Genomic DNA, 22,323 nt, shown 5'->3' on the forward strand with positions numbered 1-22,323 from the left:
GAGCGTTACCGGAGGGATCCTATGGCGCGTCCCCGACAAGTGCCCCGCGGCGGGGCCCACCGGGCTCAGGAACCGGTCGTCCGCCGCGCCAGCAGCCAGGGCTCCACCACGCCGAGCCCGCGCACCGGGCGCTGCCACATCGGCTGGAGCCCGTAGCGGTACGTCGGCACGGCGGCCGGTTCGCCGCCCTCGCGGCGCTCCTTCTCGGCCACCGCGGCCTGCTCCGCCGCCGCCACCTCGGAGGCCGGGGCCTCGCCGGTGCGGGTCAGCTCCTCGGCGAAGGCGCCGTCCACCAGCACGGCGTCCTTCGGCGCTATCGACGTCAGCCGGCTCGCGAGGTTCACCGTCGTACCGAAGACGTCGCCCATCCGGGTGGTGACGGTGCCGAAGGCGATGCCCACGCGGAGGGCGGGCATCGTCTCGTCCTGGGTCATCGCCTCGATCAGGCGCAGCGCGATCTCGGCGGCGGTGCCCGCGTCGTCGGCGGCGAAGAGGACCTCGTCGCCGAGGGTCTTGATGAGGCGGCCGCCGTGCGCGGCCACCAGGTCGGCCGCGGTGGTCTCGAAGGCCTCGACCAGTTCGCCGAGCTCCTCCTCCTCCAGCCGCCGGGTCAGCCGGGTGAACCCGACGAGGTCGGCGAAGCCGACGGCCAGCCGGCGGTCGACCATCTCCTCGTCGTCGGCGGCCTGCACGACCCGCCCGGTGGCGGCGGCGAGCTGGCGCCGCCACACGTAGACCAGGAACTCCTGGAGCTCCGGCAGCAACAGCTCGACCAGCGGGTACGTGACCTCGGTCCGGGTCATCCCGGGCTCGGGCGGCTCGGTCAGCCCCTCCAGGAAGGAGTCGATCTGCCACTCCGCCAGCCGGGCGGTGGTCTGCCCGGTGGACCGGGCCACCTGGATCGCCATCGGCTCGCTGAGCAGCCCCGCCTCGACGAGACCGGCGAGCCGGCGCAGCGCCAGCACGTCCGCCTCGGTGAGCGCCTTGGCCTGGCCGATGTCGGCGAAGCCCATGGCCCGCCAGAACCGGGAGGCCAGGTCCATCGAGACCCCGGCGGTCCGGGCCGCCTGGAACGGGGTGTAGCGACGGTCGGCGCCCAGGATCAGCTGCTCCAGCCGGATCGCGAGGGGGTCGTCGGTCGGCTCCGCCGTGTGGTCGACCTCGTGATGCGGTGTCGGGTGGACCGAGGGTTCCGAGGGTTCCGACGGGGGCTGTGAGCCCGCACCGGAGGTCGTGTCGTCGACGGTCACCAGCCGCCTCCTGCCCGTTCCCTGCGCACTGCCCTGCCGATCTGTCCGTCGGTGGATCGAGTCAACGATACGGCAGGTGTGCCGTGGCTCACGCCCGAGCGGTGTCCCGGAATGTTCCCGGGCGGCCCCCGGGACAGGGGGTTCCGGCCGGTGACGGGTCTCCGGCCGGGCCCGGATTCACCCCCAGGGGCGTCCCCGGCTGCCCCCGGACGCCCCCGTGGCCGTCTCAGACCAGGCCGCCCGCCACCCCCCGCAGGTGGACGATGTCCCCGGCCGACACGGTCTCCCGCGAGCCGTCCTCGGCGGCCACCACGAGCCGTCCGTCGCCGTCGACCGCCACGGCCTCGCCGACGAGCGTGCGGTCCCCGGGGAGCTGGGCCCGCACCGTCCGGCCGAGGGTCGCGCAGCCCGCCGCGTACGCCTCCTGGAGACCGCTGTCCGCCGCGTCCCCACCGGCCGCGCGCCACTGGCCGTACCAGTGCTCCAGCGAGCGCAGCACACCGCGCAGCAGCGTCTCGCGGTCGGTGGAGACGGCCCCGGCCAGGGCCAGCGAGGCGGCGGTGGGGGCGGGCAGTTCCTCGGCGCGCAGGGAGACGTTGAGGCCCATGCCGACGACGACCCCGTTCCCGGCGCGCTCGGCCAGGATGCCGCCCGCCTTGCGCTCCACCCCGTCCACGGTGACGAGCAGGTCGTTGGGCCACTTCAGCGCCGTGTCGACGCCCGCCGCCCGGGCCAGCCCGGTCGCCACCGCGACCCCGGTCAGCAGCGGCAGCCACCCCCATCGCTCGGCGGGGACGTCGGCCGGCTCCAGGTAGACGGAGCAGAACAGGCCCGAACGGGCCGGAGCCGTCCAGGTGCGATCGAGCCGTCCCCGCCCCGCCGTCTGCTCCTCGGCGACCAGCACGGCGCCCTCGGCGAGCCCCCCGGCCGCCCGGCGGGCCAGGTCGGAGTTGGTGGAGCCGGTGCTCTCCACCACGTCGAGCGCGGTCCACAGGCCGCCCGGCACCAGCAGCCCGCGGCGCAGCGCGGGGACGTTGAGGGGCGGCCGGTCCAGGTCGGACCAGCGGCTGCGTGGCGTATCCGAAGGTGTCATGCAAGCCAGACTAGGTGTGGCAAACGACGCACTGCCGAACCGTATCCGCGCCGATACGCTACGGATCAGTAGGTGTTCAGCGGCTGACCGACGGGTGTCCGCCATCCGATCAGCAGCGCAGCCGTCCCCCGTGACCAGGCAGGGAGCCGTCACCCGATGTCCGAGCCGGAAGAGACCGACATCCACACCACCGCGGGCAAGATCGCGGACCTGCGGCGCCGTATCGACGAGGCGACGCACGCCGGGTCCGCGCGCGCGGTGGAGAAGCAGCACGCCAAGGGCAAGTTGACCGCGCGGGAACGGGTCGACCTGCTGCTGGACGAGGGTTCCTTCGTGGAGCTCGACGAATTCGCCCGGCACCGCTCCACCAACTTCGGCATCGAGAAGAACCGCCCGTACGGCGACGGTGTCGTCACCGGCTACGGCACCGTCGACGGCCGCCCGGTCTGCGTCTACTCGCAGGACTTCACCATCTTCGGCGGCTCGCTCGGCGAGGTCTACGGTGAGAAAATCGTCAAGGTGATGGACTTCGCGCTGAAGACCGGCTGCCCGGTCATCGGCATCAACGACGGAGGCGGCGCGCGCATCCAGGAAGGTGTCGCCGCGCTCGGCCTGTTCGCCGAGATCTTCCGCCGCAACGTCCACGCCTCCGGTGTCGTCCCGCAGATCTCGCTGATCGTCGGCCCCTGCGCGGGCGGGGCGGTCTACTCCCCCGCGATCACCGACTTCACCGTCATGGTCGACCAGACCTCGCACATGTTCATCACCGGCCCCGACGTCATCAAGACGGTCACCGGCGAGGACGTCGGCTTCGAGGAGCTGGGCGGCGCCCGCACCCACAACACCACCTCCGGGGTGGCGCACCACATGGCGGGCGACGAGAAGGACGCCATCGAGTACGTCAAGTCGCTGCTGTCGTACCTGCCGTCGAACAACCTGTCCGAGGCGCCCGCCTTCCCCGAGACGGCGGACCTCTCCACCACGGACGAGGACCGCGAGCTCGACACCCTCATCCCGGACTCGGCCAACCAGCCGTACGACATGCACACCGCCATCGAGCACGTGCTGGACGACGGCGAGTTCCTGGAGACCCAGGCCCTGTTCGCGCCGAACATCATCACCGGCTTCGGGCGCGTCGAGGGCTACCCGGTCGGCATCGTCGCCAACCAGCCGATGCAGTTCGCCGGCTGCCTGGACATCAACGCGAGCGAGAAGGCCGCCCGCTTCGTCCGCACCTGCGACGCCTTCAACGTGCCCGTGCTGACCTTCGTCGACGTCCCCGGCTTCCTGCCCGGCGTCGACCAGGAGTACGGCGGCATCATCCGGCGCGGCGCCAAGCTGATCTACGCCTACGCCGAGGCGACCGTCCCGCTGATCACCGTGATCACCCGCAAGGCGTTCGGCGGCGCGTACGACGTCATGGGCTCCAAGCACCTGGGGGCCGACATCAACCTCGCCTGGCCGACCGCGCAGGTCGCCGTGATGGGCGCGCAGGGCGCGGTGAACATCCTGCACCGGCGCACCCTCGCCGCCGTCACGGACCCCGCCGAGGCCGACGCCACCCGCGCGGAGCTGATCGCCGACTACGAGGACGCCCTGCTCAACCCGTACGTGGCGGCCGAGCGCGGCTACGTCGACGCGGTGATCATGCCGTCCGACACCCGCGCGCACGTCGTGAAGGGGCTGCGCCAGCTGCGTACCAAGCGGGAGTCGCTGCCTCCGAAGAAGCACGGCAACATCCCCCTCTAGAAAGGGTCCTGGCCATGATCAAGGTCGTACGGGGCAACCCGACCCCCGAGGAGCTGGCCGCCGCGCTGGCGGTGGTGCGGGCGCGGGCGGCGTCGGCCGCCGCGTCCGACACCGCCGCGCCGGGCGCCGGTCCGGCGCTGCCCGGCCAGTGGTCCGACCCGGGTCGCATCGCCCGGTCCACCCGGCACCTGCCGGGGCCGCGGGCCTGGGCCCGGACGTACTGGCCCGGATAGGACGAAGCGTCGGTACGCCTGAGTACCCGTACTCAGGCGTACCGGGGGCGGGGGCGGGCAGGATCGTTTCCATGCTGTGGTCCGACCCCGAGAACAAGCCCCCCAAGGAACTGCGCGACGCCCAGGACATGATGCGTCGCGCGGGGCTGCTGCTCGCGCTCGCGATGGTGATCGGCATGTTCGTGGCCGGACTCCGCTGAGCGCCCGGCGCCCCCGTCCGGCCCTGCCGGCCCTGCGGGCTCTTCTACGATGGCGCGTATGACTGATCAGCGCCGTCTCGTGCTCGCTTCCGCCTCCCCCGCCCGTCTCGGCCTGCTGCGGCAGGCGGGTTTCGCGCCCGAGGTGATCGTGAGCGGGGTGGACGAGGACGCGCTGAGCGCCGCGGACCCGGCCGCGCTGGCGCTGGTCCTCGCCGAGGCCAAGGCCGCCGCGGTGGCGGGCCGCCCGGAAGCGGCCGGCGCCCTGGTCGTGGGCTGCGACTCGGTGCTCGAACTGGACGGCGAGGCGCTCGGCAAGCCGGCCGACGCCGAGGAGGCCACCGCCCGCTGGAAGTCGATGCGCGGCCGGGCCGGGGTGCTGCGCACCGGCCACTGCGTGACCGACACCGCGACCGGGCGCACCGTCTCCGCGACCGCCTCCACCACCGTCCGCTTCGGTGAACCCACCGACGCCGAGATCGCCGCCTACGTGGCCACCGGCGAGCCGCTCCACGTGGCGGGCGCCTTCACCCTGGACGGCCGCTCCGCCCCGTTCGTCGAGGCCATCGAGGGCGACCACGGCAACGTCATCGGGCTCTCGCTGCCACTGCTCCGCCGCCTCCTGGGCGAGCTGGGCATCTCCGTCACCGAGCTCTGGACCGCCTGAGCCGCGCCCCGCGAAGCCCCGGCCCCGGCCTCAGGCCGTCGCCGGGGCGTCCGTTCCGGCGGCGTCGGCGGGCGTGCCGGAGGCGGGCGTGTCGGCGGCGCCGGTCCCGTAGGCCACCAGCGTCAGCACGATCAGCCCCAGCACCACCATCATCGAGGCGAACGCGGCCCAGCCGACCAGCCCGACCGTCAGCGCGCCCAGCACCCCGTGCACCACGGCGCAGAGGATCAGGACGATCCGGGCGAACCGGCCCGGGGCCCGGTCGCGGACCCCGGCCAGCAGCAGGAACACCCCGCACAGCAGCAGATAGCAGCCGGCGACACCGCCCAGCACCCAGGTGGACCGGGACATGACGGCGGGATCCGCCCCGGCCAGTGACATGTCCTGGTTCTCGACGACGGTCGCCAGGATGCTGTTGATCAGCACCACACCCACGGCTTCCGCGAACAGCACGAGCGCGGCCACGACCGCCACCGGTCTGCGCACCACGACGCCCACCCCTCTGTTACCTGCAGTACGTGCGACAGCGCGGACCCTACTAACGGGTAATGCTTCGTACAAGAGTTTGGCGATCGCTACTTCCGCGCGGCCACCCGGCGCACCCCGGGTCCGGGTGCGTCCCGTCCGCCCCGTGCGCCACTCTCGGGCGACGGGCAAAGAATCACTCGGCCATTAGTGGAGACTCCACAAAGAAATGCGGAGAGTCGCAGGTCGCATGAACAGAGACCTGGACCACACCTTGTGGCTACTGTGCGGTCATGAATCCCGGCGTACCGTGGTGCCACAAGGGATTTTTCGACCTGAGCAAGCCTCGAATCACGCTCCGTGTGGGCAAGCTCACCAGTGGGGACGGGTCGTAGGGCCGTGTCGGTAGTCCCTAAACTCAGCTTGTTTCAAGGAGGGAGCCATCGTGCGCAAGGTGCTCATCGCCAACCGTGGCGAAATTGCTGTCCGTGTTGCTCGGGCGTGCCGGGACGCCGGGATCGGGAGCGTGGCCGTCTACGCGGACCCGGACCGGGACGCTCTGCATGTGCGTGCGGCCGACGAGGCATTCGCTCTGGGCGGTGACACCCCGGCGGCCAGCTACCTGGACATCGCCAAGGTGCTGCAGGCGGCCAAGGACTCCGGCGCGGACGCGATCCACCCGGGCTACGGCTTCCTGTCGGAGAACGCGGAATTCGCGCAGGCGGTGCTGGACGCGGGGCTGACCTGGATCGGCCCGCCGCCGCACGCCATCCGGGACCTGGGCGACAAGGTCGCGGCCCGGCACATCGCGCAGCGCGCCGGTGCCCCGCTGGTGGCCGGTACGCCGGACCCGGTGTCGGGTTCCGAGGAGGTCGTCGCCTTCGCCGAGCAGCACGGGCTGCCGATCGCGATCAAGGCCGCTTTCGGCGGCGGCGGGCGCGGGCTGAAGGTCGCCCGCACGCTGGAGGAGATCCCGGAGCTGTACGACTCCGCGGTGCGCGAGGCCGTCGCGGCGTTCGGGCGGGGCGAGTGCTTCGTCGAGCGCTACCTGGACCGGCCGCGCCACGTCGAGACGCAGTGCCTGGCCGACACCCACGGCAACGTGGTCGTCGTCTCCACCCGTGACTGCTCGCTCCAGCGCCGCCACCAGAAGCTCGTCGAGGAGGCCCCGGCCCCGTTCCTGAGCGACGAGCAGAACGCGGAGCTGTACGCGGCGTCCAAGGCCATCCTCAAGGAGGCGGGCTACGTCGGCGCCGGCACGGTGGAGTTCCTGGTCGGGCAGGACGGCACGATCTCCTTCCTGGAGGTCAACACCCGTCTCCAGGTCGAGCACCCGGTCACCGAGGAGGTCTCCGGCATCGACCTGGTCCGCGAGATGTTCCGGATCGCCGACGGCGAGGCCCTGGGCTACGGCGATCCGGCCCTGCGCGGGCACTCCTTCGAGTTCCGGATCAACGGCGAGGACCCGGGCCGCAACTTCCTGCCGGCCCCCGGCACCGTCACCGTCTTCGCCCCGCCGACCGGCCCCGGTGTCCGCCTCGACGCGGGCGTGGAGTCCGGTTCCGTGATCGGCCCGGCCTGGGACTCGCTCCTCGCCAAGCTGATCGTGACCGGCGCGACCCGCGAGCAGGCCCTCCAGCGTGCCGCCCGCGCCCTGGCCGAGTTCAACGTCGAGGGCATGGCCACCGCCATCCCGTTCCACCGCGCCGTCGTCGCCGACCCGGCCTTCACCAGCGACCCGTTCCAGGTCCACACCCGCTGGATCGAGACCGAGTTCGTCAACGAGATCAAGCCCTTCACCGCCACCGCCGACGCCGAGACCGACGAGGAGACCGGCCGCGAGACCGTCGTCGTCGAGGTCGGCGGCAAGCGCCTGGAGGTCTCCCTCCCCTCCTCCCTCGGCATGTCCCTGGCCCGCACCGGCCTCGCCGCGGGTGCCAAGCCGAAGCGCCGCGCCGCGCGCAAGAGCGCCGCGGCCGCCTCCGGCGACACCCTCGCCTCCCCGATGCAGGGCACGATCGTGAAGGTCGCGGTCGAGGAGGGCCAGGAGGTCCAGGAGGGCGACCTGATCGTCGTCCTGGAGGCCATGAAGATGGAGCAGCCGCTGAACGCGCACCGCTCCGGCACCGTCAAGGGCCTCGCCGCCGCGGTCGGCGGTTCGGTCTCCTCCGGCGCCGTCATCTGCGAGATCAAGGACTGACCGGGTCCGACCCGCCCGTTCCACCCCGGGGCCCCTGCCGGTCCGTACGACCACCGGCAGGGGCCCCGGGCTTTCCTCCTCCGTACGCGGGCGCCCGGCCCGCTGTGCCTCCCCGCCCCCCCACGGGCTGCCCGCCACCGGTCCGGGCGTGATGGCATCCTGGATCACAGGCGAACGATGGGAGAAGCACCCGCATGGCGACCACCGCGACATGGACACCGCCACCCCGCCCCATGCGTGCCGACGCGCGGCGGAACTACGACCGGTTGCTGGCCGAGGCCCGTGCCGCCTTCGCGGAGCACGGCACCGATGCCTCCCTGGAGGACATCGCCCGCCGCGCGGAGGTGGGCATCGGCACGCTGTACCGGCACTTCCCGAACCGGCACGCGTTGATGAGCGCGGTGTTCCAGGACGCCCTGGCGTCCCTGCTCGCCCGCTCCCAGGAGCTGGTGGAGGCGCCGAGGCCGTGCCACGCCCTGATGGAGTGGCTGGGCGCGATCATCACGCACGCGGGCACCTACCGGGGACTGGCCCAGGCGCTCATGTCGGCCTCCCGGGACGAGTCTTCGGCCCTGTCGCAGTGCAATGTGCCGATGCGCGCGGCGGGTTCGGCCCTGCTCGCCCGGGCGCAGGAGACCGGGGCGGTGCGGCCCGATGTGTCGATCGACGACCTGATGCGGCTGACCAACGCGATCGCGCTGGCCGCCGAGGAGGCACCGGACGACCCCGGGCTGGCGGACCGCCTGCTCACCCTGACCGTGCAGGGGCTGAAGGGGGCGAGCCCGGAGGCGGGCTGCTGACCCCGCCCGCCCCCGGTCGACGGCCGCCCCGTCAGGGCGCCTCCAGCGCCTGGAGCGCCCCGACGAGCCCGGCCGCTTCGACGCACAGCGGTTCCAACTGGTCGACGAGGCCCTGCCGGACCTGGTTCTCGGGGTTCATGATGCGCTCGCCGATCCGGTTCCGGGACTGTTCGAGCTGCTCCCGGTACTGCACCAGATTGTCCATCAGGTAGTCGATGAGATCGGCTCCCCGGACCCCCGTCGCGAGCGTGAACTGCTCTTCGATCGAAGCGACTTCGCCCTCCATCGCGTCGATCCACTCGTCCTGGAGCACCTGTAGGGAGCTGGTCCGCCCCTTCCGGCGCTGGACGCCGAGGAAGACGATGGCGGCGATGCCGGCGACGAAACCGGCGGGCGGGAAGAGCGTCCCGGCCGTGGCCAGACCGTAGAGCCATCCTCCGCCGGCCGCGACCGGGGTGACGATGCCGACCAGCGCGGCGGCCCGCTGCACCACGTCGTGGCGGGTGGCCGCCCGCCCGCCCTGCCGGGGAGGTTCCAGGAGGCTGTTCACGTCGAGCGCGAAGTCCGGAAGCCGTCCCGCGAGGTCCCTGTCGCCGAAGACCCGCTCCACCGCCTGGACCAGGTCCTTCTTGAAGCCCTCGAACTCCTCCGTCCACAGCGTCGCCGGGCCACCGGGCCCCTCGATCCAGGTGTGGAGCACCTGCGCCTTCTGCACCTGGACCTGGTTCGCCCTGGTGGGCTTGGTGAGGTCCGTGGCCCGGATGACGTCGTCCAGCTCGGCGTGGAGGTGGGCGGGCAGGCGGGTGAAGGGGCGGACGGCCCGCGCGATGCGGTTGCGGAGTCTGCGCTCCAGCTCCTCGCGCATGCGCGGCACCGCGGTGTCGAGGAGTTCCATCCGCCGCTCCTCGCTCCTGAGCAGCTCCTTGAGCTCGTCGATCTCCAGGCGTTCCTCGCGCAGCCGCCGGTCGAGCGCCTGGTGGCGCGGGGCCACCAGGATCCGGGCCTCCCGCGCCACCGCGGCCATGTGGCGGACGCCGGTACCGGTACTGATCAGGTCCTCGATCGCCTGGCGCAGGGTCTCCATGCGGCTCTCGGCGCGCTGCCGCTGCGCCGCCTCCCGCGCTCCCTCCGCGTCGAGCTTGGCCGCGCGTGCCTCCAGGGCCGGGGAGACGGGCAGGAAGCCCTCGCCGATGAACCCGAGGTCCGGCTGCCCGGTCGGCAGCGTGAAGTTCTCCCGCAGATAGGTGTTGTTGCGGGTGATCGTCGCCTTCCACTCCGGGATGTCCCGGAGATCGAGATGGGACGCCGCGTCGATGGCGGTGACCACCCACACCACCCGTTTCCCCGAGAGCAGGTAGTGGTCGTACAGGAAGCGGATCAGGTCGAGATCGCGCTCCGAGAGGGTGCGGCTCGCGTGGGACACGTACATGAAGCAGTCCGCGTCGGCCATCGCGGTCCGGACGATCATGTCGTGGACCGGGTTCGGGGAGCCGTAGCCGGGCAGGTCGTGGAGTTTCGCCGGGAGCCTGGCGCTGTCCAGCAGGATCTCCAGCTCGGCCACCTCGCGGCCGCGGTGCGGACGGAGCCGGTCGGTCATGTTCCCGTCCTGCATCGCGTACGCCGCGACCACGGAGGGGGCCGGGGAGTTCCCGACGTCCTCCCACTCCTCGCCGGAGTCGGTGAAGCGCACCCGCAGATAGCCGGTGCCCGAGGCGTCGACGCCGGACTGGCCGTCCACCGGGACCACACTGGCGGGACACGCGGTGGTGGGCACCGGGGACGACGGCAGCAGGCCGACGAACTTGTCCGCCGTCCGGCCGTCGGCGGTCGGCACCTCGACCAGTTCGAGCCCGCCCTGCAGGCCGCTCAGCAGGAAGCTCTTGCCGGACGAGAACGACCCCAGCAGCGCCACGTTGATGAGGGTCGAGGCCGCGCGCGTTCTCAGCCGGGTCATCGTGCGCGCGTCCTCGCGGGTCTCCTCCGGCCATCCGGCCGGCGTCTCCGGGGCGTCCGCCGCGGCGCGCAGCCACTCCACGCACTGGTCGAGAACGGTGCGCAGCTCGTCACGTACTTCGTTCAGGTCTTGTGGCACAGTCACGCCCCACGTATAGCGCAGGGCTCCGGTGCGGGGTGGACGATTGGGAGATTCCCCCGACGGGACGCGACCGGCACGGGCCGTGCTGTCGCGCCCCGCCGCCCTACCGGCGCCGCAGGTCCGCCACTCTGGACCGCTCCCCCTGGCCGTCGCCCAGCCCGGACGGGCCCCGCAGCGGCTGAGGGCCCTGGCCGCCGGGGCCGCTGTGTGCCGTACGGCGCTGACCGGGCAGCGGCATCTCCCGCCTCCCCGGCCGGCCGTGCGCGGGGGGCTCCGGCGCACCGGGGCCGCCCGCCGCGCCGGCCACCGCGATCTGCACCCCCTGGTCCGCCAGGGCCTGGAGCTCGGTGGCGGCCCGGTCGTCGTGGCCGGGGGGCTCGTCCGTCACCAGGCGGGTGATGAGGTCCGTCGGCACCGTCTGGAACATGGTGTCGGAGCCGATCTTGGTGTGGTCGGCCAGCACCACCACCTCCGCGGCGGCCTGCACCAGCGCCCGGTCCACGCTCGCGGAGAGCATGTTGGAGGTGGACAGGCCGCGCTCGGCGGTGAGCCCGCTGCCGGAGAGGAAGGCGCGCGCGACCCGCAGCCCCTGGAGGGACTGCTCGGCGCCGCTGCCCACCAGGGCGTAGTTGGACCCGCGGAGCGTGCCGCCGGTCATCACGACCTCCACCCGGTTGGCATGGGCCAGGGCCTGGGCGACCAGCAGGGAGTTGGTGACGACGGTCAGCCCGGGGACCCGCGCGAGCCGGCGGGCCAGCTCCTGCGTGGTCGTCCCCGCGCCGACGACGATGGCCTCGCCCTCCTCGACGAGTCCGGCCGCCAGATCCGCGATGGCCGTCTTCTCCGCGGTGGCGAGATGGGACTTCTGCGGGATGCCGGACTCCCGCGTGAAACCGCCCGGAAGTACCGCACCGCCATGACGGCGGTCGAGGAGTCCTTCTGCCTCCAGCGCCCGCACGTCCCGCCGTACGGTCACTTCGGAGGTCTGGACGACGCGGGCGAGCTCACGGAGCGATACCGCCCCGTTGGCGCGCACCATTTCGAGGATCAACTGACGACGTTCTGCAGCGAACACGGAACTGACAGTAACGTGACTGCCTCAGTCTTTTCAGCACTTTGCACCGAATAACGGAAGTTGTGCATGCGACAGGTCACCGAGTGGTATACGCGGCCCTGTTGTTGTTCCGCACCGGTCGAACACGGTCATCCGGACACCCCCGGAACCGCCGGGAGGCCGCCGGGAAAGCCGCCCATGAGCAGCGGCTTCCCCGGCGGCCTCCCGGTCGGCGAGCGGTGCGCCCTACGCCTCGCCCGTCTGCTTACGGGTGTGCAACTGCCGTGCCACTTCCGCGATCGAACCCGACAGGGACGGGTACACGGTGAAGGCGTTCGCGATCTGTTCCACCGTCAGGTTGTTGTCGACCGCGATCGATATGGGGTGGATGAGTTCACTCGCGCGGGGTGCCACGACACAGCCGCCGACCACGATGCCGGTGCCGGGGCGGCAGAAGATCTTGACGAAGCCGTCCCGGATGCCCTGCATCTTGGCGCGCGGGTTGCGCAGCAGCGGGAGCTTGACGACGCGGGCGTCGATCTTCCCCGCGTCGACGTCGGCCTGGGTGTAGCCGACGGTGGCGATCTCGGGGTCGGTGAAGACGTTCGAGGAGACGGTCTTCAGGTTGAGCGGGGCCACCGCGTCGCCGAGGAAGTGGTACATCGCGATCCGGCCCTGCATGGCGGCGACCGAGGCGAGGGCGAAGATCCCGGTGACGTCACCGGCCGCGTAGACGCCGGGCGCGCTGGTGCGGGAGACCTTGTCGGTCCAGATGTGGCCGGACTCCTTGAGCCGGACCCCGGCCTCCTCCAGGCCCATGCCCGCGCTGTTGGGGATCGCGCCGACCGCCATGAGGCAGTGCGAGCCGGTGATCACCCGGCCGTCGGCGAGGGTGACCTCGACCCGGTCGCCGACGCGCTTGGCGGCCTGGGCGCGGGAGCGGGCCATCACGTTCATGCCGCGACGGCGGAAGACGTCCTCCAGCACGGCGGCGGCGTCCGGGTCCTCACCGGGCAGCACCCGGTCGCGGGAGGAGACCAGCGTGACGCGCGAGCCGAGCGCCTGGTAGGCGCCGGCGAACTCGGCGCCGGTGACACCCGATCCGACGACGATGAGCTCCTCGGGCAGCTCGTCGAGGTCGTAGACCTGGGTCCAGTTCAGGATGCGCTCGCCGTCCGGCAGCGCGTCCGGGATCTCCCGGGGGTGGCCGCCGGTCGCGATCAGCACGGCGTCGGCGGTGAGCCGCTCCTCCGTGCCGTCGGCGGCGGTCACGACGACCGTGCGGGAACCGTCGGCGGCCTGGAGGCCCTCCAGCCGGCCCCGGCCGCGCATCACCCGGGCGCCGGCCCGGGTGACGGAGGCGGTGATGTCGTGGGACTGGGCGAGCGCCAGGCGCTTCACCCGCCGGTTGACCTTGCCAAGGTCGACGCCGACCACACGGGCGGCCTTCTCCGTGGGCGGGGTGTCGTCGGCGACGATGATGCCCAGCTCCTCGTAGGAGGAGTCGAAGGTGGTCATCACCTCCGCCGTCGCGATCAGGGTCTTCGAGGGCACGCAGTCGGTGAGCACGGACGCGCCGCCGAGGCCGTCGCAGTCGACGACGGTCACCTCCGCGCCGAGCTGGGCGCCCACCAGCGCCGCCTCGTAGCCGCCGGGTCCGCCGCCGATGATCACGATCCGGGTCACGAAAAGTCCGCCTCGCGTGTGTCATCCCGCGGCCGTCTGCTGCCCCGGCCGGGGGTCCGGGGAGCGCCCCCGGGGAATGCAGTACGTACTTCATTGTCCCGCACGCGCCAAAGTGCTTCGCCCCGGGGCCCTCCATCCGTGCACCGGGGCCGGTCCGGAGCGCGGAGGGCAATCCCCGGGGTGGTCTTCCCGGCGGAATCGCCGTTCCCCCCGTCCCCTCCCGTACCCTCGGACCCATGTCGCTCTACGCCGCGTACGCCGGCAACCTCGACGCGCGGCTGATGACGCGCCGCGCACCGCATTCCCCGCTGCGCGGCACCGGCTGGCTCAACGGCTGGCGGCTGACCTTCGGCGGGGAGCAGATGGGCTGGGAGGGCGCGCTCGCCACGGTCGTGGAGGCACCGCGCTCCCAGGTGTTCGTCGCGCTGTACGACCTGGCGGCGATGGACGAGGACTCCATGGACCGGTGGGAGGGCGTCGGCCTCGACGTCTACCGCCGGATGCGGATCCGGGTGCACACCCTGGACGGCGAGGAGCCGGCCTGGATCTATGTGCTGAACGGGTACGAGGGCGGCCTGCCGTCCGCCCGCTACCTGGGCGAGATCGCCGACGCGGCGGAGTCCGCGGGCGCCCCGCACGACTACGTGATGGAGCTGCGCAAGCGCCCCTGCTGACCGCCCGGCCCGCACTTTTGTAGGAACGCACCAGCAGTCGTGGCGATAGTCCGTACCAGGGCATCTACGCGCGTAGGGAATCACCGGCTACCCTCGTCGGCGTGAACGCATCAGTTATTCCGGACCAGATCCAGGGCGACCCGTACGCCGCCGCCGCCGACGCCGCCGCCCGCCTGCGCGAGCTGACCGGCGCCGAGACCCACGACGTCGCGCTCGTGATGGGTTCCGGCTGGGCGCCCGCGGGCGATGCGCTCGGCACCCCGGAGGCCGAGTTCCCGGTGACCGAGCTGCCCGGCTTCCCGGCCCCCGCCGTCCAGGGGCACGGCGGCACGATCCGTTCGTACCGGATCGGGGAGAAGCGCGTGCTGGTCTTCCTCGGCCGTACGCACTTCTACGAAGGCCGGGGTGTCGCCGCGGTGGCGCACGGGGTCCGTACCGCCGTGGCGGCCGGGTGCCGGACAGTCGTCCTGACCAACGGCTGCGGCGGTCTGCGCGAGGGCATGCGCCCCGGTCAGCCGGTGCTCATCAGCGACCACATCAACCTGACGGCGTCCTCCCCGATCGTCGGCGCCAACTTCGTCGACCTCACCGACCTGTACTCGCCCCGGCTGCGCGCGCTGTGCCAGGAGATCGACGACACCCTCGAAGAGGGGGTCTACGTGCAGTTCACCGGCCCGCACTACGAGACGCCCGCCGAGATCAACATGGTCCGGGTGATGGGCGGCGACCTGGTCGGCATGTCCACCGTCCTGGAGGCCATCGCCGCCCGCGAGGCCGGTGCCGAGGTGCTGGGCATCTCCCTGGTCACCAACCTCGCGGCGGGGCTGAGCGGCGAGCCGCTCAACCACGAGGAGGTGCTCCAGGCGGGGCGCGACTCGGCCACCCGGATGGGCTCGCTGCTGGCCCGGGTGCTCGACCGCATCTGACGCGTACGGGGCCCGCCGGCCCATCCCACCGTGTAGCACCCCGCAGGAAGGCGGACACCGTGCAGCAGGACCTCATCTCCCGGGCCAGGACGTGGCTCGCGGAGGACCCCGATCCCGAGACCCGCGAGGAGCTGGCCCGGCTCGTCGAGGCCGAGGACCTCGACGAGCTGGCCGCACGGTTCGCCGGCACCCTCCAGTTCGGCACCGCCGGGCTCCGGGGCGAGCTGGGCGCCGGGCCGATGCGGATGAACCGGTCCGTGGTGATCCGCGCCGCCGCCGGGCTCGCCGCCTACCTGAAGGCCCGGGGCCAGGGGGACGGGCTCGTCGTCGTGGGTTACGACGCGCGCTACAAGTCGGCCGACTTCGCCCGGGACACCGCCGCCGTGATGACCGGCGCGGGACTGCGGGCCGCCGTGCTCCCCCGCCCGCTGCCCACCCCGGTCCTCGCCTACGCCATCCGGCACCTGGGCGCCGTCGCGGGCGTCGAGGTGACCGCCAGCCACAACCCGCCGAGGGACAACGGCTACAAGGTCTACCTCGGCGACGGCTCGCAGATCGTCCCCCCGGCGGACGGCGAGATCGCCGCCGAGATCGCGGCGGTCGGCCCGCTGGACGGCGTGGCCCGCCCCGAGGACGGCTGGGAGGTCCTGGGCGAGGAGGTGCTGGACGCCTATCTGGCCCGTACCGACGCGGTGCTCGGGGCCGGTTCGCCGCGTACCGCCCGGGTCGTGTACACGGCGATGCACGGGGTCGGTACGTCGGTGCTGACCGCCGCCTTCGCGCGGGCCGGGTTCCCGGCGCCGGTGCTCGTCGCCGAGCAGGCCGAGCCCGACCCGGCTTTCCCCACGGTGGCCTTCCCCAACCCGGAGGAGCCCGGCGCGATGGATCTCGCCTTCGCGACCGCGCGCCGTACGGGGCCCGACATCGTTATCGCCAACGACCCGGACGCCGACCGGTGCGCCGTCGCGGTGCCCGATCCGGCGGCGGACGGGGGCTGGCGGATGCTCCGGGGCGACGAGGTCGGGGCGCTGCTCGCCGCGCACCTGGTGGACCGGGGGGCGACCGGGGTCCTCGCCGAGTCGATCGTCTCGTCCTCGCTGCTGGGCCGGATCGCCGAGAAGGCGGGACTGGGCCACGAGGAGACGCTGACCGGCTTCAAGTGGATCGCCCGGGTGGACGGTCTGCGGTACGGGTACGAGGAGGCGCTCGGCTACTGCGTCGACCCCGAGGGCGTCCGCGACAAGGACGGGATCACGGCCGCGCTGCTCGTCGCCGAACTGGCCTCGGTGCTGAAGGAGCGGGGCCGTACGCTGCTCGACCTCCTGGACGACCTGGCGCTCACCCACGGGCTGCACGCCACCGACCAGCTGTCGGTCCGGGTGGAGGACCTGTCGGTCATCTCGGACGCCATGCGGCGGCTGCGCGGGACGCCCCCGACCGCGCTGGCGGGTCTGCCCGTGGTCTCGGCCGAGGACCTGACCCGGGGTTCGGACCGGCTGCCGCCCACCGACGGTCTGCGCTACCGGCTGGACGGCGCCCGGGTGATCGTCCGCCCGAGCGGCACCGAGCCGAAGCTCAAGTGCTATCTGGAGGTGGTCGTTCCGGTCGCCTCGACCGGGGAGCTGCTGGCGGCCCGTACGAGGGCGGCGGAGCTGCTCGACGGCATCAAGCGCGATCTGGCGGCCGCCGCCGGGATCTGACGGACCCCTCGCGCACGCCCCCGCCCCGGACACCGGCACTGCCGGGTCCGGGGCGGGTGTCGTCGGGGCCGTGCGGACTACTTCATGCCGAGCAGCTGCTCGATCGGGTCGATGGCGAAGTAGACCAGGAAGAGCGCCGAGGTGCCCCAGAGCAGCCAGTGCACCTCGCGGGCCTTGCCCAGGCACGCCTTGATGACCACGTAGGAGAGGAAGCCGGCGCCGATGCCGTTGCTGATGGAGTAGGTGAACGGCATGACGGCGATGGTCAGGAAGGCCGGGATCGCGACCTCGTACCGGTCCCACTCGATGTGCTTCACCTGGGTCATCATCAGGAACCCGACCGCGACGAGGGCGGGGGCCGCCGCCTGGAGCGGCACGATGGTGAGCAGCGGGGTGGCGAAGAGGGCGAGGCCGAACAGACCGCCGGTGACGAGGTTGGCGAACCCGGTGCGCGCGCCCTCGCCGACGCCCGCGGCGGACTCGATGTACGCGGTGGCGGACGACGAGGAGGCGGCGCCGCCGGCGACGGCGGCCGCACCGTCGATCAGCAGGACCCGGCCGAGTCCGGGGACCTGGCCGCGCTCGTCGAGGAGCCGGGCCTCGGCGGTGACACCGACCACGGTGCCCATCGTGTCGAAGAAGTCGGACAGCAGCAGGGTGAAGACGAACAGCAGGACGGTCAACACGCTGACGTGGCTGAACGCGCCGAACAGGTCGAACTCGCCCAGCAGCCCGAAGTCGGGTGCGGCGAAGGGCTTGTCCGGCATCGACGGGGTGATCAGGCCCCAGGACTTGACGTCGGCGACGCTGTTGATGACGACGGCGGCGACGGTCATCACCAGCATGCTGATGAGGATGGCGCCCTGCACCTTGCGGACCAGGAGCACGATCGTCAGGAGCACGCCGACGCAGAAGATGAGCATCGGCCAGCCGGTGAGGGTGCCGGTGCCGATCTGAACGGGCACGGTGCTGTTCGCGGCGTCGGGGACGCGGGTGACGAAGCCGGAGTCGACACAGCCGATGAAGGCGATGAACAGGCCGATGCCGACGCTGATGGCCTGCTTGAGGGGCTGCGGGATGGCGTGCATGATCGCCTCGCGCAGACCGGTCATCACCAGCACGGTGATCAGCAGACCTTCCAGCACGATGATGCCCATCGCGTCGTCCCACCCCATCATCGGGGCGACCTGGAAGGCGGTGACGGCGTTGAGTCCCAGACCCGCGGCGAGGGCGAGCGGAAGGTTGCCGCCGACACCCATGATCACGGTCATCACGGCGGCCACCAGGGCCGTGGAGGTGACCAGTTGGACGTTGTCCAGCTGATGGCCGTACTTGTCCTCGGTACTCCCGAGAATAATGGGATTGAGTACGAGAATGTATGCCATCGTAAAGAAGGTGGCGAATCCGCCGCGTATCTCACGACCAAAAGTGGAGCCGCGTTCACGTATTCGGAAGAACCGGTCGACCGGCCCCCCGGATCCGCGTCGCGGCCCGTCGTCGAATCTGTGCCTCGGCTCTTCGGCCGCGCCGGTCGCGCTGCTGTACATGACTGCTTCTCCTGAAACCGCGTTACGGAAAAAAGACAGCGGCGCCGGAGTGCGCATCAACCGCGCGCGACGGCACATACGACGCCTGAGGGATCCCCGTAAGCCCTGGCAGGACATCCCGTAGGCAGCGGATCCTATGTGCCGGGGGCATGATCCCGATTGCCTTGAGGTATCGATTACCTGTCCTTCTCGTACCGCTCCTGTCGGTTCCTCTGAAATCGACGACGACCTATCAAGGCAAAACGGGATGCGGGCGACATGGGGCATGGAGTTGATCGCGGTCGACTCCTTACCCTCGGCCCCGTGCACTCACCGCTTCCCTTCAACGCGCGAGCCGCCCGCATCCTGCGCGAGAAACTCGGGATGGCTCCGGGTCATGTCGCCTACGGCATGCGCGCCTCGTACGGCATGGCCTACATCACTCCCGACCACATCACCGCCTGGGAGCGCGGCACCGCACTGCCCAACGCGGGTGAACTCACCGCGCTGGCCGGTGCGTTGTGGTGCAACCCCAACGAACTCATGGGCGCTCCCCGCACGCTGAGGGAGCACCGCATCGCCCGCGGGCTGGCCGCCGAGGACGTCGCCCGCGCCACCGGCGTCGGCGTCGACGACTACCTCCGCATGGAGGAGACGGGCCAATGGACCGGCGGTAAAAGGCAGTCCGCCGCCCTCGCGACCGCACTCGCCCTGCCCCCGCGCGACTTCATCGCCATCACCGGCCTGGAGGGCGAGCTCGCCCAACTCCTCACCGAGGCCGTCTCCACCCGCTGGCAGGCGCACATCCGGGCCATCGCCCGGCTCATCGCCGTGGACCGCCGCGAACTCCAGGACCCGCTGCGGGACATGCACCAGGAGTACCAGACGCTCATGGCGGCCACCCTCAGCCGGGCGAGCGGCACCACCGCCTCGGGCGAGGACGGCCGACGCTACCTGGAGGACATCATCGACCACTTCTGGTCCCGGATCCCGGAGAACTGAGCCCGCGCGACACGGTCGGCCGGGCGACGGGACAGGGCGGTACGGGGCGGGCGGCACGGACCGGCCGGGACCGGCGTCGGGGTGTCGGGAATCTGTCGGCGGCCTGTCGACGACCTGTCGTCGAGGGCTGCGACCTTGGTTCCGCCGGAGGCTCCGCACGAGCACTCCGCCCCGGAACGCGAGGAGCCCGTCACCATGTCCACCACAGCCCGGCACCAAGCGTGGGACGTCCACCGACCGCCGTCCGCCGAGGGCAGGACCTTCCTGGTCACCGGGGGCAACGCCGGGATCGGCTACTTCACCGCGGAACAGCTCGCCGCCACCGGCGCCGTCGTCGTACTCGGCAGCCGGGACCGGGCGAAGGCCGAGGCCGCCATGGCCTCGATCCGCTCACGCGTCCCCGGCGCGCGACTGCGCCGCCTCGGGCTCGACCTGGCCGACCTGCCGTCCCTGAAGTCCGCCGTGGACGCCCTGGACCTCGACCGTCTCGACGCGGTGGTCCTCAACGCGGGTGTCGCCCTGGACGACCCGCCGCGCCGGGAGACCGCGGACGGCCATGAGCTGATGTTCGGCACCAACCACCTCGGCCACTTCGCGCTGACCCGGTGGCTGGCCCCCCTGCTGTCCGCGGCGCCGGCCGGCCGCGTCGTGACGGTGGGAAGCTTCGCGGCACGCTCCGAGCGACTGGACCTCGACGATCCGCAGTCGACCCGGGACTACCGCCCCAAGCGCGCCTACGGCCGGTCGAAGCTGGCCCAGATGTGCTTCGGCTTCGAGCTCGACCGTCGCCTGCGGGCCGCCGGCAGCACCGTGCTCAGTGTGGTGGCCCACCCCGGCGGCGCACTGGACTCCCTCACCCCGCCCCGGGCGCCGACGGGCGCGGCGACCCGGGGCGAACGGCTGCGCGCCCTGCCAGCCGCCCTCCTGGTCCAGGGCAAGGACGCCGGAGCGTGGCCCGTCGTCCGCGCCACCCTCGACCCGGAGGTGCGAGGCGGCCTGCTGTGGGGGCCGCGGGCCTTCAAGCTTCGCGGCAGACCGCGGCGCGAGCCCGTCCCCTCCCACATGACCGACCCGGCCGTCGCCGCCCGCCTGTGGGCGATCAGCGCCGAGCTCACGGGCACCGATCCGGACGACGGTTTCCGGTAGGCACCCTCCGGGGCGGGTACGGCCGGCGCTCAGCCCATGGCGAGGAGGACCACCAGCAGCACCGCGCCCACCACCGCCGGCACGATCACCTCGAACGCCCAGCGCACCGACACCGACGGCTCCGCCGGCCCCTCGCCCGCCGCCTTCGCGGCGCTTCCCGCCCCTGCCTTCGCCCGCTCCGCCAGCTCGCGCAGATCGGCCATGGTCTGGTCGGCCGTGGCGGTCCGGTTCCTGGTGTCGCGGACGTCGGCCGTCACGGACGTACGGTCGTACGGGTCGTCCAGCGAGCGCCGGGACTGGCGGCGCGCCGCCTTCTTGCGCTGCCGCATCGACACCGGGACCGCCCACAGCTGGTACTTCGCGCCGCCCTCGGTGAACAGTTCGCTCGAATACCCGGCCCGCAGATCCGCCACCGCGGTCCACGGCATGGTGATCGTGCGGAACGGGTTGCGGATCCGGATCCGCTCGTCGTTGGCGGACACCACGGGCCGCAGCGTGAACGCGGTGACCAGCGGCACCGAGGTCAGGATGCCCGCGAGCGCCAGCCACGGCACCCGCCCGTGCCCCCGGATCAGCGCGTCGCCGCCGATCCAGCAGATGAGCAGGAGCAGCAGGACGCCTCCCGCCATCCCGGCGGGCGAGCGGAAGGTCCGGTCGGCGTAGACCGGCTCGGCGGGCGGCGTGGGGCTCGTCATGCGCCCGATTCTGCCTGACGGCCGCCCGGGGCGCCGGAGCGGTACGGGGCCACCGGGAGAAGAGGGGCCCCTGTACAGGCCGCTACGCGCGTAGATATGCTCATCTGGTGACCATGCCCACCACAGCTCCCTCCCCCAAGCTCTCGGCTGCGTTCGAGCAGGGCGGTACCCCCCTCGCCGACGCGACCGCGTCCGACAGTGCGCTGCGCCGCTTCCTGCACGGGCTGCCCGGCGTCGACGCCGTCGGCCTCGAAGCGCGTGCCGCGTCCCTCGGAACCCGTTCGATCAAGACCACGGCCAAGGCGTACGCCATCGACCTGGCCATCTCGATGATCGACCTCACGACGCTGGAAGGCGCGGACACCCCCGGCAAGGTCCGGGCCCTCGCCGCCAAGGCCCTCAACCCCGAGCCGCTGCGCTACACGCCGCACCGGCTCGCGGGCGACCCGGCCGACGCCGAGCCGGACCGCCCGGCCCCGCGCACGGCCGCCCTCTGCGTCTACCCCGACATGGTGCCCACCGCCGTCGCCGCGCTGGCCGGCTCCGGGGTGAAGGTGGCGTCCGTGGCGACGGCCTTCCCCGCCGGGCGCGCCGCGCTCGACGTGAAGCTGGCGGACGTCCGGGACGCGGTGGCCGCCGGGGCCGACGAGATCGACATGGTGATCGACCGCGGCGCCTTCCTGTCCGGGCGGTACCTGAAGGTGTACGAGGAGATCCTCGCCGTGAAGGCGGAGTGCGTCCGGCCCGACGGCACCGACGCCCGGCTGAAGGTGATCTTCGAGACGGGCGAGCTGTCCACGTACGACAACATCCGCCGCGCCTCCTGGCTCGGGATGCTGGCGGGGGCCGACTTCATCAAGACGTCGACCGGCAAGGTCTCCACCAACGCCACGCCCGCGAACACCCTGCTGATGCTGGAGGCGGTGCGCGACTTCCGGGCGCAGACCGGTGTCCAGATCGGGGTGAAGCCGGCCGGCGGCATCCGCACGTCCAAGGACGCGATCAAGTTCCTGGTGCTGGTGAACGAGACCGCGGGCGAGGACTGGCTGGACAACCACTGGTTCCGGTTCGGCGCCTCCAGCCTGCTGAACGATCTGCTGATGCAGCGTCAGAAGCTCAGCACCGGCCGTTACTCCGGCCCCGATTACGTGACGGTGGACTGATC

Annotated in this window: 20 protein-coding genes; 12 read left to right on the top strand and 8 right to left on the bottom strand. The window is 72.2% G+C overall.

Annotated features, from left to right (window positions below):
- Nucleotides 1-65: 65 nt before the first annotated feature.
- Nucleotides 66-1,250, bottom strand: coding sequence for an adenylate/guanylate cyclase domain-containing protein (locus tag ACWC97_RS07495; RefSeq protein ID WP_352273458.1), 1,185 nt, complete (start codon nt 1,248-1,250; stop codon nt 66-68).
- 226 nt (nt 1,251-1,476) lie between these two features.
- The gene (locus ACWC97_RS07500) at nt 1,477-2,343 is read right to left on the bottom strand and encodes a biotin--[acetyl-CoA-carboxylase] ligase (protein ID WP_450647979.1); all 867 of its coding nucleotides are present in this window, start codon (nt 2,341-2,343) and stop codon (nt 1,477-1,479) included.
- 156 nt (nt 2,344-2,499) lie between these two features.
- Between ACWC97_RS07500 and ACWC97_RS07505 the strand changes: the two genes are divergently transcribed.
- The 4 genes from ACWC97_RS07505 to ACWC97_RS07520 all read left to right on the top strand — a co-directional run bounded on the left by ACWC97_RS07505 (nt 2,500) and on the right by ACWC97_RS07520 (nt 5,189).
- Entirely contained in the window at nt 2,500-4,092 is a 1,593-nt protein-coding gene (locus ACWC97_RS07505; RefSeq protein ID WP_352273460.1) for an acyl-CoA carboxylase subunit beta, read from the top strand.
- Between the two features lie 14 nt (nt 4,093-4,106).
- Nucleotides 4,107-4,325 (top strand): acyl-CoA carboxylase epsilon subunit, encoded by a 219-nt coding sequence (locus ACWC97_RS07510; protein WP_352273461.1) that lies wholly within the window; start codon nt 4,107-4,109, stop codon nt 4,323-4,325.
- Nucleotides 4,326-4,396: 71 nt separating this feature from the next.
- The gene (gene mmpB / locus ACWC97_RS07515) at nt 4,397-4,525 is read left to right on the top strand and encodes a morphogenic membrane protein MmpB (RefSeq protein ID WP_352273462.1); all 129 of its coding nucleotides are present in this window, start codon (nt 4,397-4,399) and stop codon (nt 4,523-4,525) included.
- Nucleotides 4,526-4,574: 49 nt separating this feature from the next.
- The gene (locus ACWC97_RS07520) at nt 4,575-5,189 is read left to right on the top strand and encodes a nucleoside triphosphate pyrophosphatase (protein ID WP_385214501.1); all 615 of its coding nucleotides are present in this window, start codon (nt 4,575-4,577) and stop codon (nt 5,187-5,189) included.
- A 30-nt stretch (nt 5,190-5,219) separates the two neighbouring features.
- Here the strand turns inward: ACWC97_RS07520 and ACWC97_RS07525 are convergent, their stop codons facing one another.
- A complete protein-coding gene (locus ACWC97_RS07525; protein WP_450647983.1) occupies nt 5,220-5,687 on the bottom strand; it encodes a hypothetical protein in 468 nt (155 codons plus the stop codon).
- A gap of 412 nt (nt 5,688-6,099) precedes the next feature.
- Between ACWC97_RS07525 and ACWC97_RS07530 the strand changes: the two genes are divergently transcribed.
- Together ACWC97_RS07530 and ACWC97_RS07535 are read left to right on the top strand one after the other, a co-directional pair.
- Nucleotides 6,100-7,854 (top strand): acetyl/propionyl/methylcrotonyl-CoA carboxylase subunit alpha, encoded by a 1,755-nt coding sequence (locus tag ACWC97_RS07530; protein WP_450647985.1) that lies wholly within the window; start codon nt 6,100-6,102, stop codon nt 7,852-7,854.
- A 233-nt stretch (nt 7,855-8,087) separates the two neighbouring features.
- Nucleotides 8,088-8,654, top strand: a complete 567-nt coding sequence (locus tag ACWC97_RS07535; RefSeq protein WP_450648205.1) for a TetR/AcrR family transcriptional regulator — start codon at nt 8,088-8,090, stop codon at nt 8,652-8,654.
- Between the two features lie 31 nt (nt 8,655-8,685).
- Here ACWC97_RS07535 and ACWC97_RS07540 read toward each other — a convergent pair whose 3' ends face one another.
- The 3 genes from ACWC97_RS07540 to ACWC97_RS07550 all read right to left on the bottom strand — a co-directional run bounded on the left by ACWC97_RS07540 (nt 8,686) and on the right by ACWC97_RS07550 (nt 13,489).
- Nucleotides 8,686-10,752 carry a hypothetical protein gene (locus tag ACWC97_RS07540; protein WP_352273467.1) on the bottom strand — a complete coding sequence of 689 codons (2,067 nt, stop codon included), beginning with the start codon at nt 10,750-10,752 and terminating at the stop codon, nt 8,686-8,688.
- A gap of 100 nt (nt 10,753-10,852) precedes the next feature.
- Complete coding sequence (locus tag ACWC97_RS07545; RefSeq protein ID WP_352273468.1) at nt 10,853-11,824, bottom strand: DeoR/GlpR family DNA-binding transcription regulator; 972 nt, start codon at nt 11,822-11,824, stop codon at nt 10,853-10,855.
- Nucleotides 11,825-12,049: 225 nt separating this feature from the next.
- Nucleotides 12,050-13,489 (bottom strand): NAD(P)H-quinone dehydrogenase, encoded by a 1,440-nt coding sequence (locus ACWC97_RS07550; RefSeq protein ID WP_352273469.1) that lies wholly within the window; start codon nt 13,487-13,489, stop codon nt 12,050-12,052.
- Nucleotides 13,490-13,725: 236 nt separating this feature from the next.
- Between ACWC97_RS07550 and ACWC97_RS07555 the strand changes: the two genes are divergently transcribed.
- The 3 genes from ACWC97_RS07555 to ACWC97_RS07565 all read left to right on the top strand — a co-directional run bounded on the left by ACWC97_RS07555 (nt 13,726) and on the right by ACWC97_RS07565 (nt 16,789).
- Nucleotides 13,726-14,163: a gamma-glutamylcyclotransferase gene (locus tag ACWC97_RS07555; RefSeq protein ID WP_352273470.1), complete on the top strand. Its 438-nt coding sequence runs from the start codon at nt 13,726-13,728 to the stop codon at nt 14,161-14,163.
- Nucleotides 14,164-14,264: 101 nt separating this feature from the next.
- A complete protein-coding gene (locus ACWC97_RS07560) occupies nt 14,265-15,089 on the top strand; it encodes a purine-nucleoside phosphorylase (protein ID WP_352273471.1) in 825 nt (274 codons plus the stop codon).
- Nucleotides 15,090-15,148: 59 nt separating this feature from the next.
- Nucleotides 15,149-16,789: a phospho-sugar mutase gene (locus ACWC97_RS07565; RefSeq protein WP_450647988.1), complete on the top strand. Its 1,641-nt coding sequence runs from the start codon at nt 15,149-15,151 to the stop codon at nt 16,787-16,789.
- A 77-nt stretch (nt 16,790-16,866) separates the two neighbouring features.
- Here ACWC97_RS07565 and ACWC97_RS07570 read toward each other — a convergent pair whose 3' ends face one another.
- Nucleotides 16,867-18,336 (bottom strand): NCS2 family permease, encoded by a 1,470-nt coding sequence (locus ACWC97_RS07570; RefSeq protein ID WP_450647990.1) that lies wholly within the window; start codon nt 18,334-18,336, stop codon nt 16,867-16,869.
- Between the two features lie 303 nt (nt 18,337-18,639).
- On the opposite strand from ACWC97_RS07570, the gene ACWC97_RS07575 reads away from it, so the two are divergent.
- Nucleotides 18,640-19,317, top strand: a complete 678-nt coding sequence (locus ACWC97_RS07575) for a helix-turn-helix domain-containing protein (protein WP_450647992.1) — start codon at nt 18,640-18,642, stop codon at nt 19,315-19,317.
- A 195-nt stretch (nt 19,318-19,512) separates the two neighbouring features.
- Nucleotides 19,513-20,463, top strand: coding sequence for an SDR family NAD(P)-dependent oxidoreductase (locus ACWC97_RS07580; protein ID WP_450647994.1), 951 nt, complete (start codon nt 19,513-19,515; stop codon nt 20,461-20,463).
- A 29-nt stretch (nt 20,464-20,492) separates the two neighbouring features.
- On the opposite strand, the gene ACWC97_RS07585 is transcribed toward ACWC97_RS07580, so the two are convergent.
- A complete protein-coding gene (locus tag ACWC97_RS07585; RefSeq protein ID WP_385208614.1) occupies nt 20,493-21,158 on the bottom strand; it encodes a PH domain-containing protein in 666 nt (221 codons plus the stop codon).
- Nucleotides 21,159-21,271: 113 nt separating this feature from the next.
- Here ACWC97_RS07585 and deoC point away from each other — a divergent pair, with 113 nt between their 5' ends.
- The gene (gene deoC, locus ACWC97_RS07590; protein WP_450648207.1) at nt 21,272-22,321 is read left to right on the top strand and encodes a deoxyribose-phosphate aldolase; all 1,050 of its coding nucleotides are present in this window, start codon (nt 21,272-21,274) and stop codon (nt 22,319-22,321) included.
- The last annotated feature ends 2 nt before the right edge of the window (nt 22,322-22,323 follow it).

The organism is Streptomyces sp. NPDC001108, from assembly GCF_053598535.1.

Coding starts and splice junctions, on each gene's coding strand:
- ACWC97_RS07500 (WP_450647979.1), bottom strand. CDS start 2,343: ATGACACCTTCGGATACGCCACGCAGCCGCTGGTCCGACCTGGACCGG.
- ACWC97_RS07505 (WP_352273460.1), top strand. CDS start 2,500: ATGTCCGAGCCGGAAGAGACCGACATCCACACCACCGCGGGCAAGATC.
- ACWC97_RS07510 (WP_352273461.1), top strand. CDS start 4,107: ATGATCAAGGTCGTACGGGGCAACCCGACCCCCGAGGAGCTGGCCGCC.
- mmpB (WP_352273462.1), top strand. CDS start 4,397: ATGCTGTGGTCCGACCCCGAGAACAAGCCCCCCAAGGAACTGCGCGAC.
- ACWC97_RS07520 (WP_385214501.1), top strand. CDS start 4,575: ATGGCGCGTATGACTGATCAGCGCCGTCTCGTGCTCGCTTCCGCCTCC.
- ACWC97_RS07535 (WP_450648205.1), top strand. CDS start 8,088: ATGCGTGCCGACGCGCGGCGGAACTACGACCGGTTGCTGGCCGAGGCC.
- ACWC97_RS07555 (WP_352273470.1), top strand. CDS start 13,726: ATGTCGCTCTACGCCGCGTACGCCGGCAACCTCGACGCGCGGCTGATG.
- ACWC97_RS07570 (WP_450647990.1), bottom strand. CDS start 18,336: ATGTACAGCAGCGCGACCGGCGCGGCCGAAGAGCCGAGGCACAGATTC.
- ACWC97_RS07580 (WP_450647994.1), top strand. CDS start 19,513: ATGTCCACCACAGCCCGGCACCAAGCGTGGGACGTCCACCGACCGCCG.
- ACWC97_RS07585 (WP_385208614.1), bottom strand. CDS start 21,158: ATGACGAGCCCCACGCCGCCCGCCGAGCCGGTCTACGCCGACCGGACC.
- deoC (WP_450648207.1), top strand. CDS start 21,272: ATGCCCACCACAGCTCCCTCCCCCAAGCTCTCGGCTGCGTTCGAGCAG.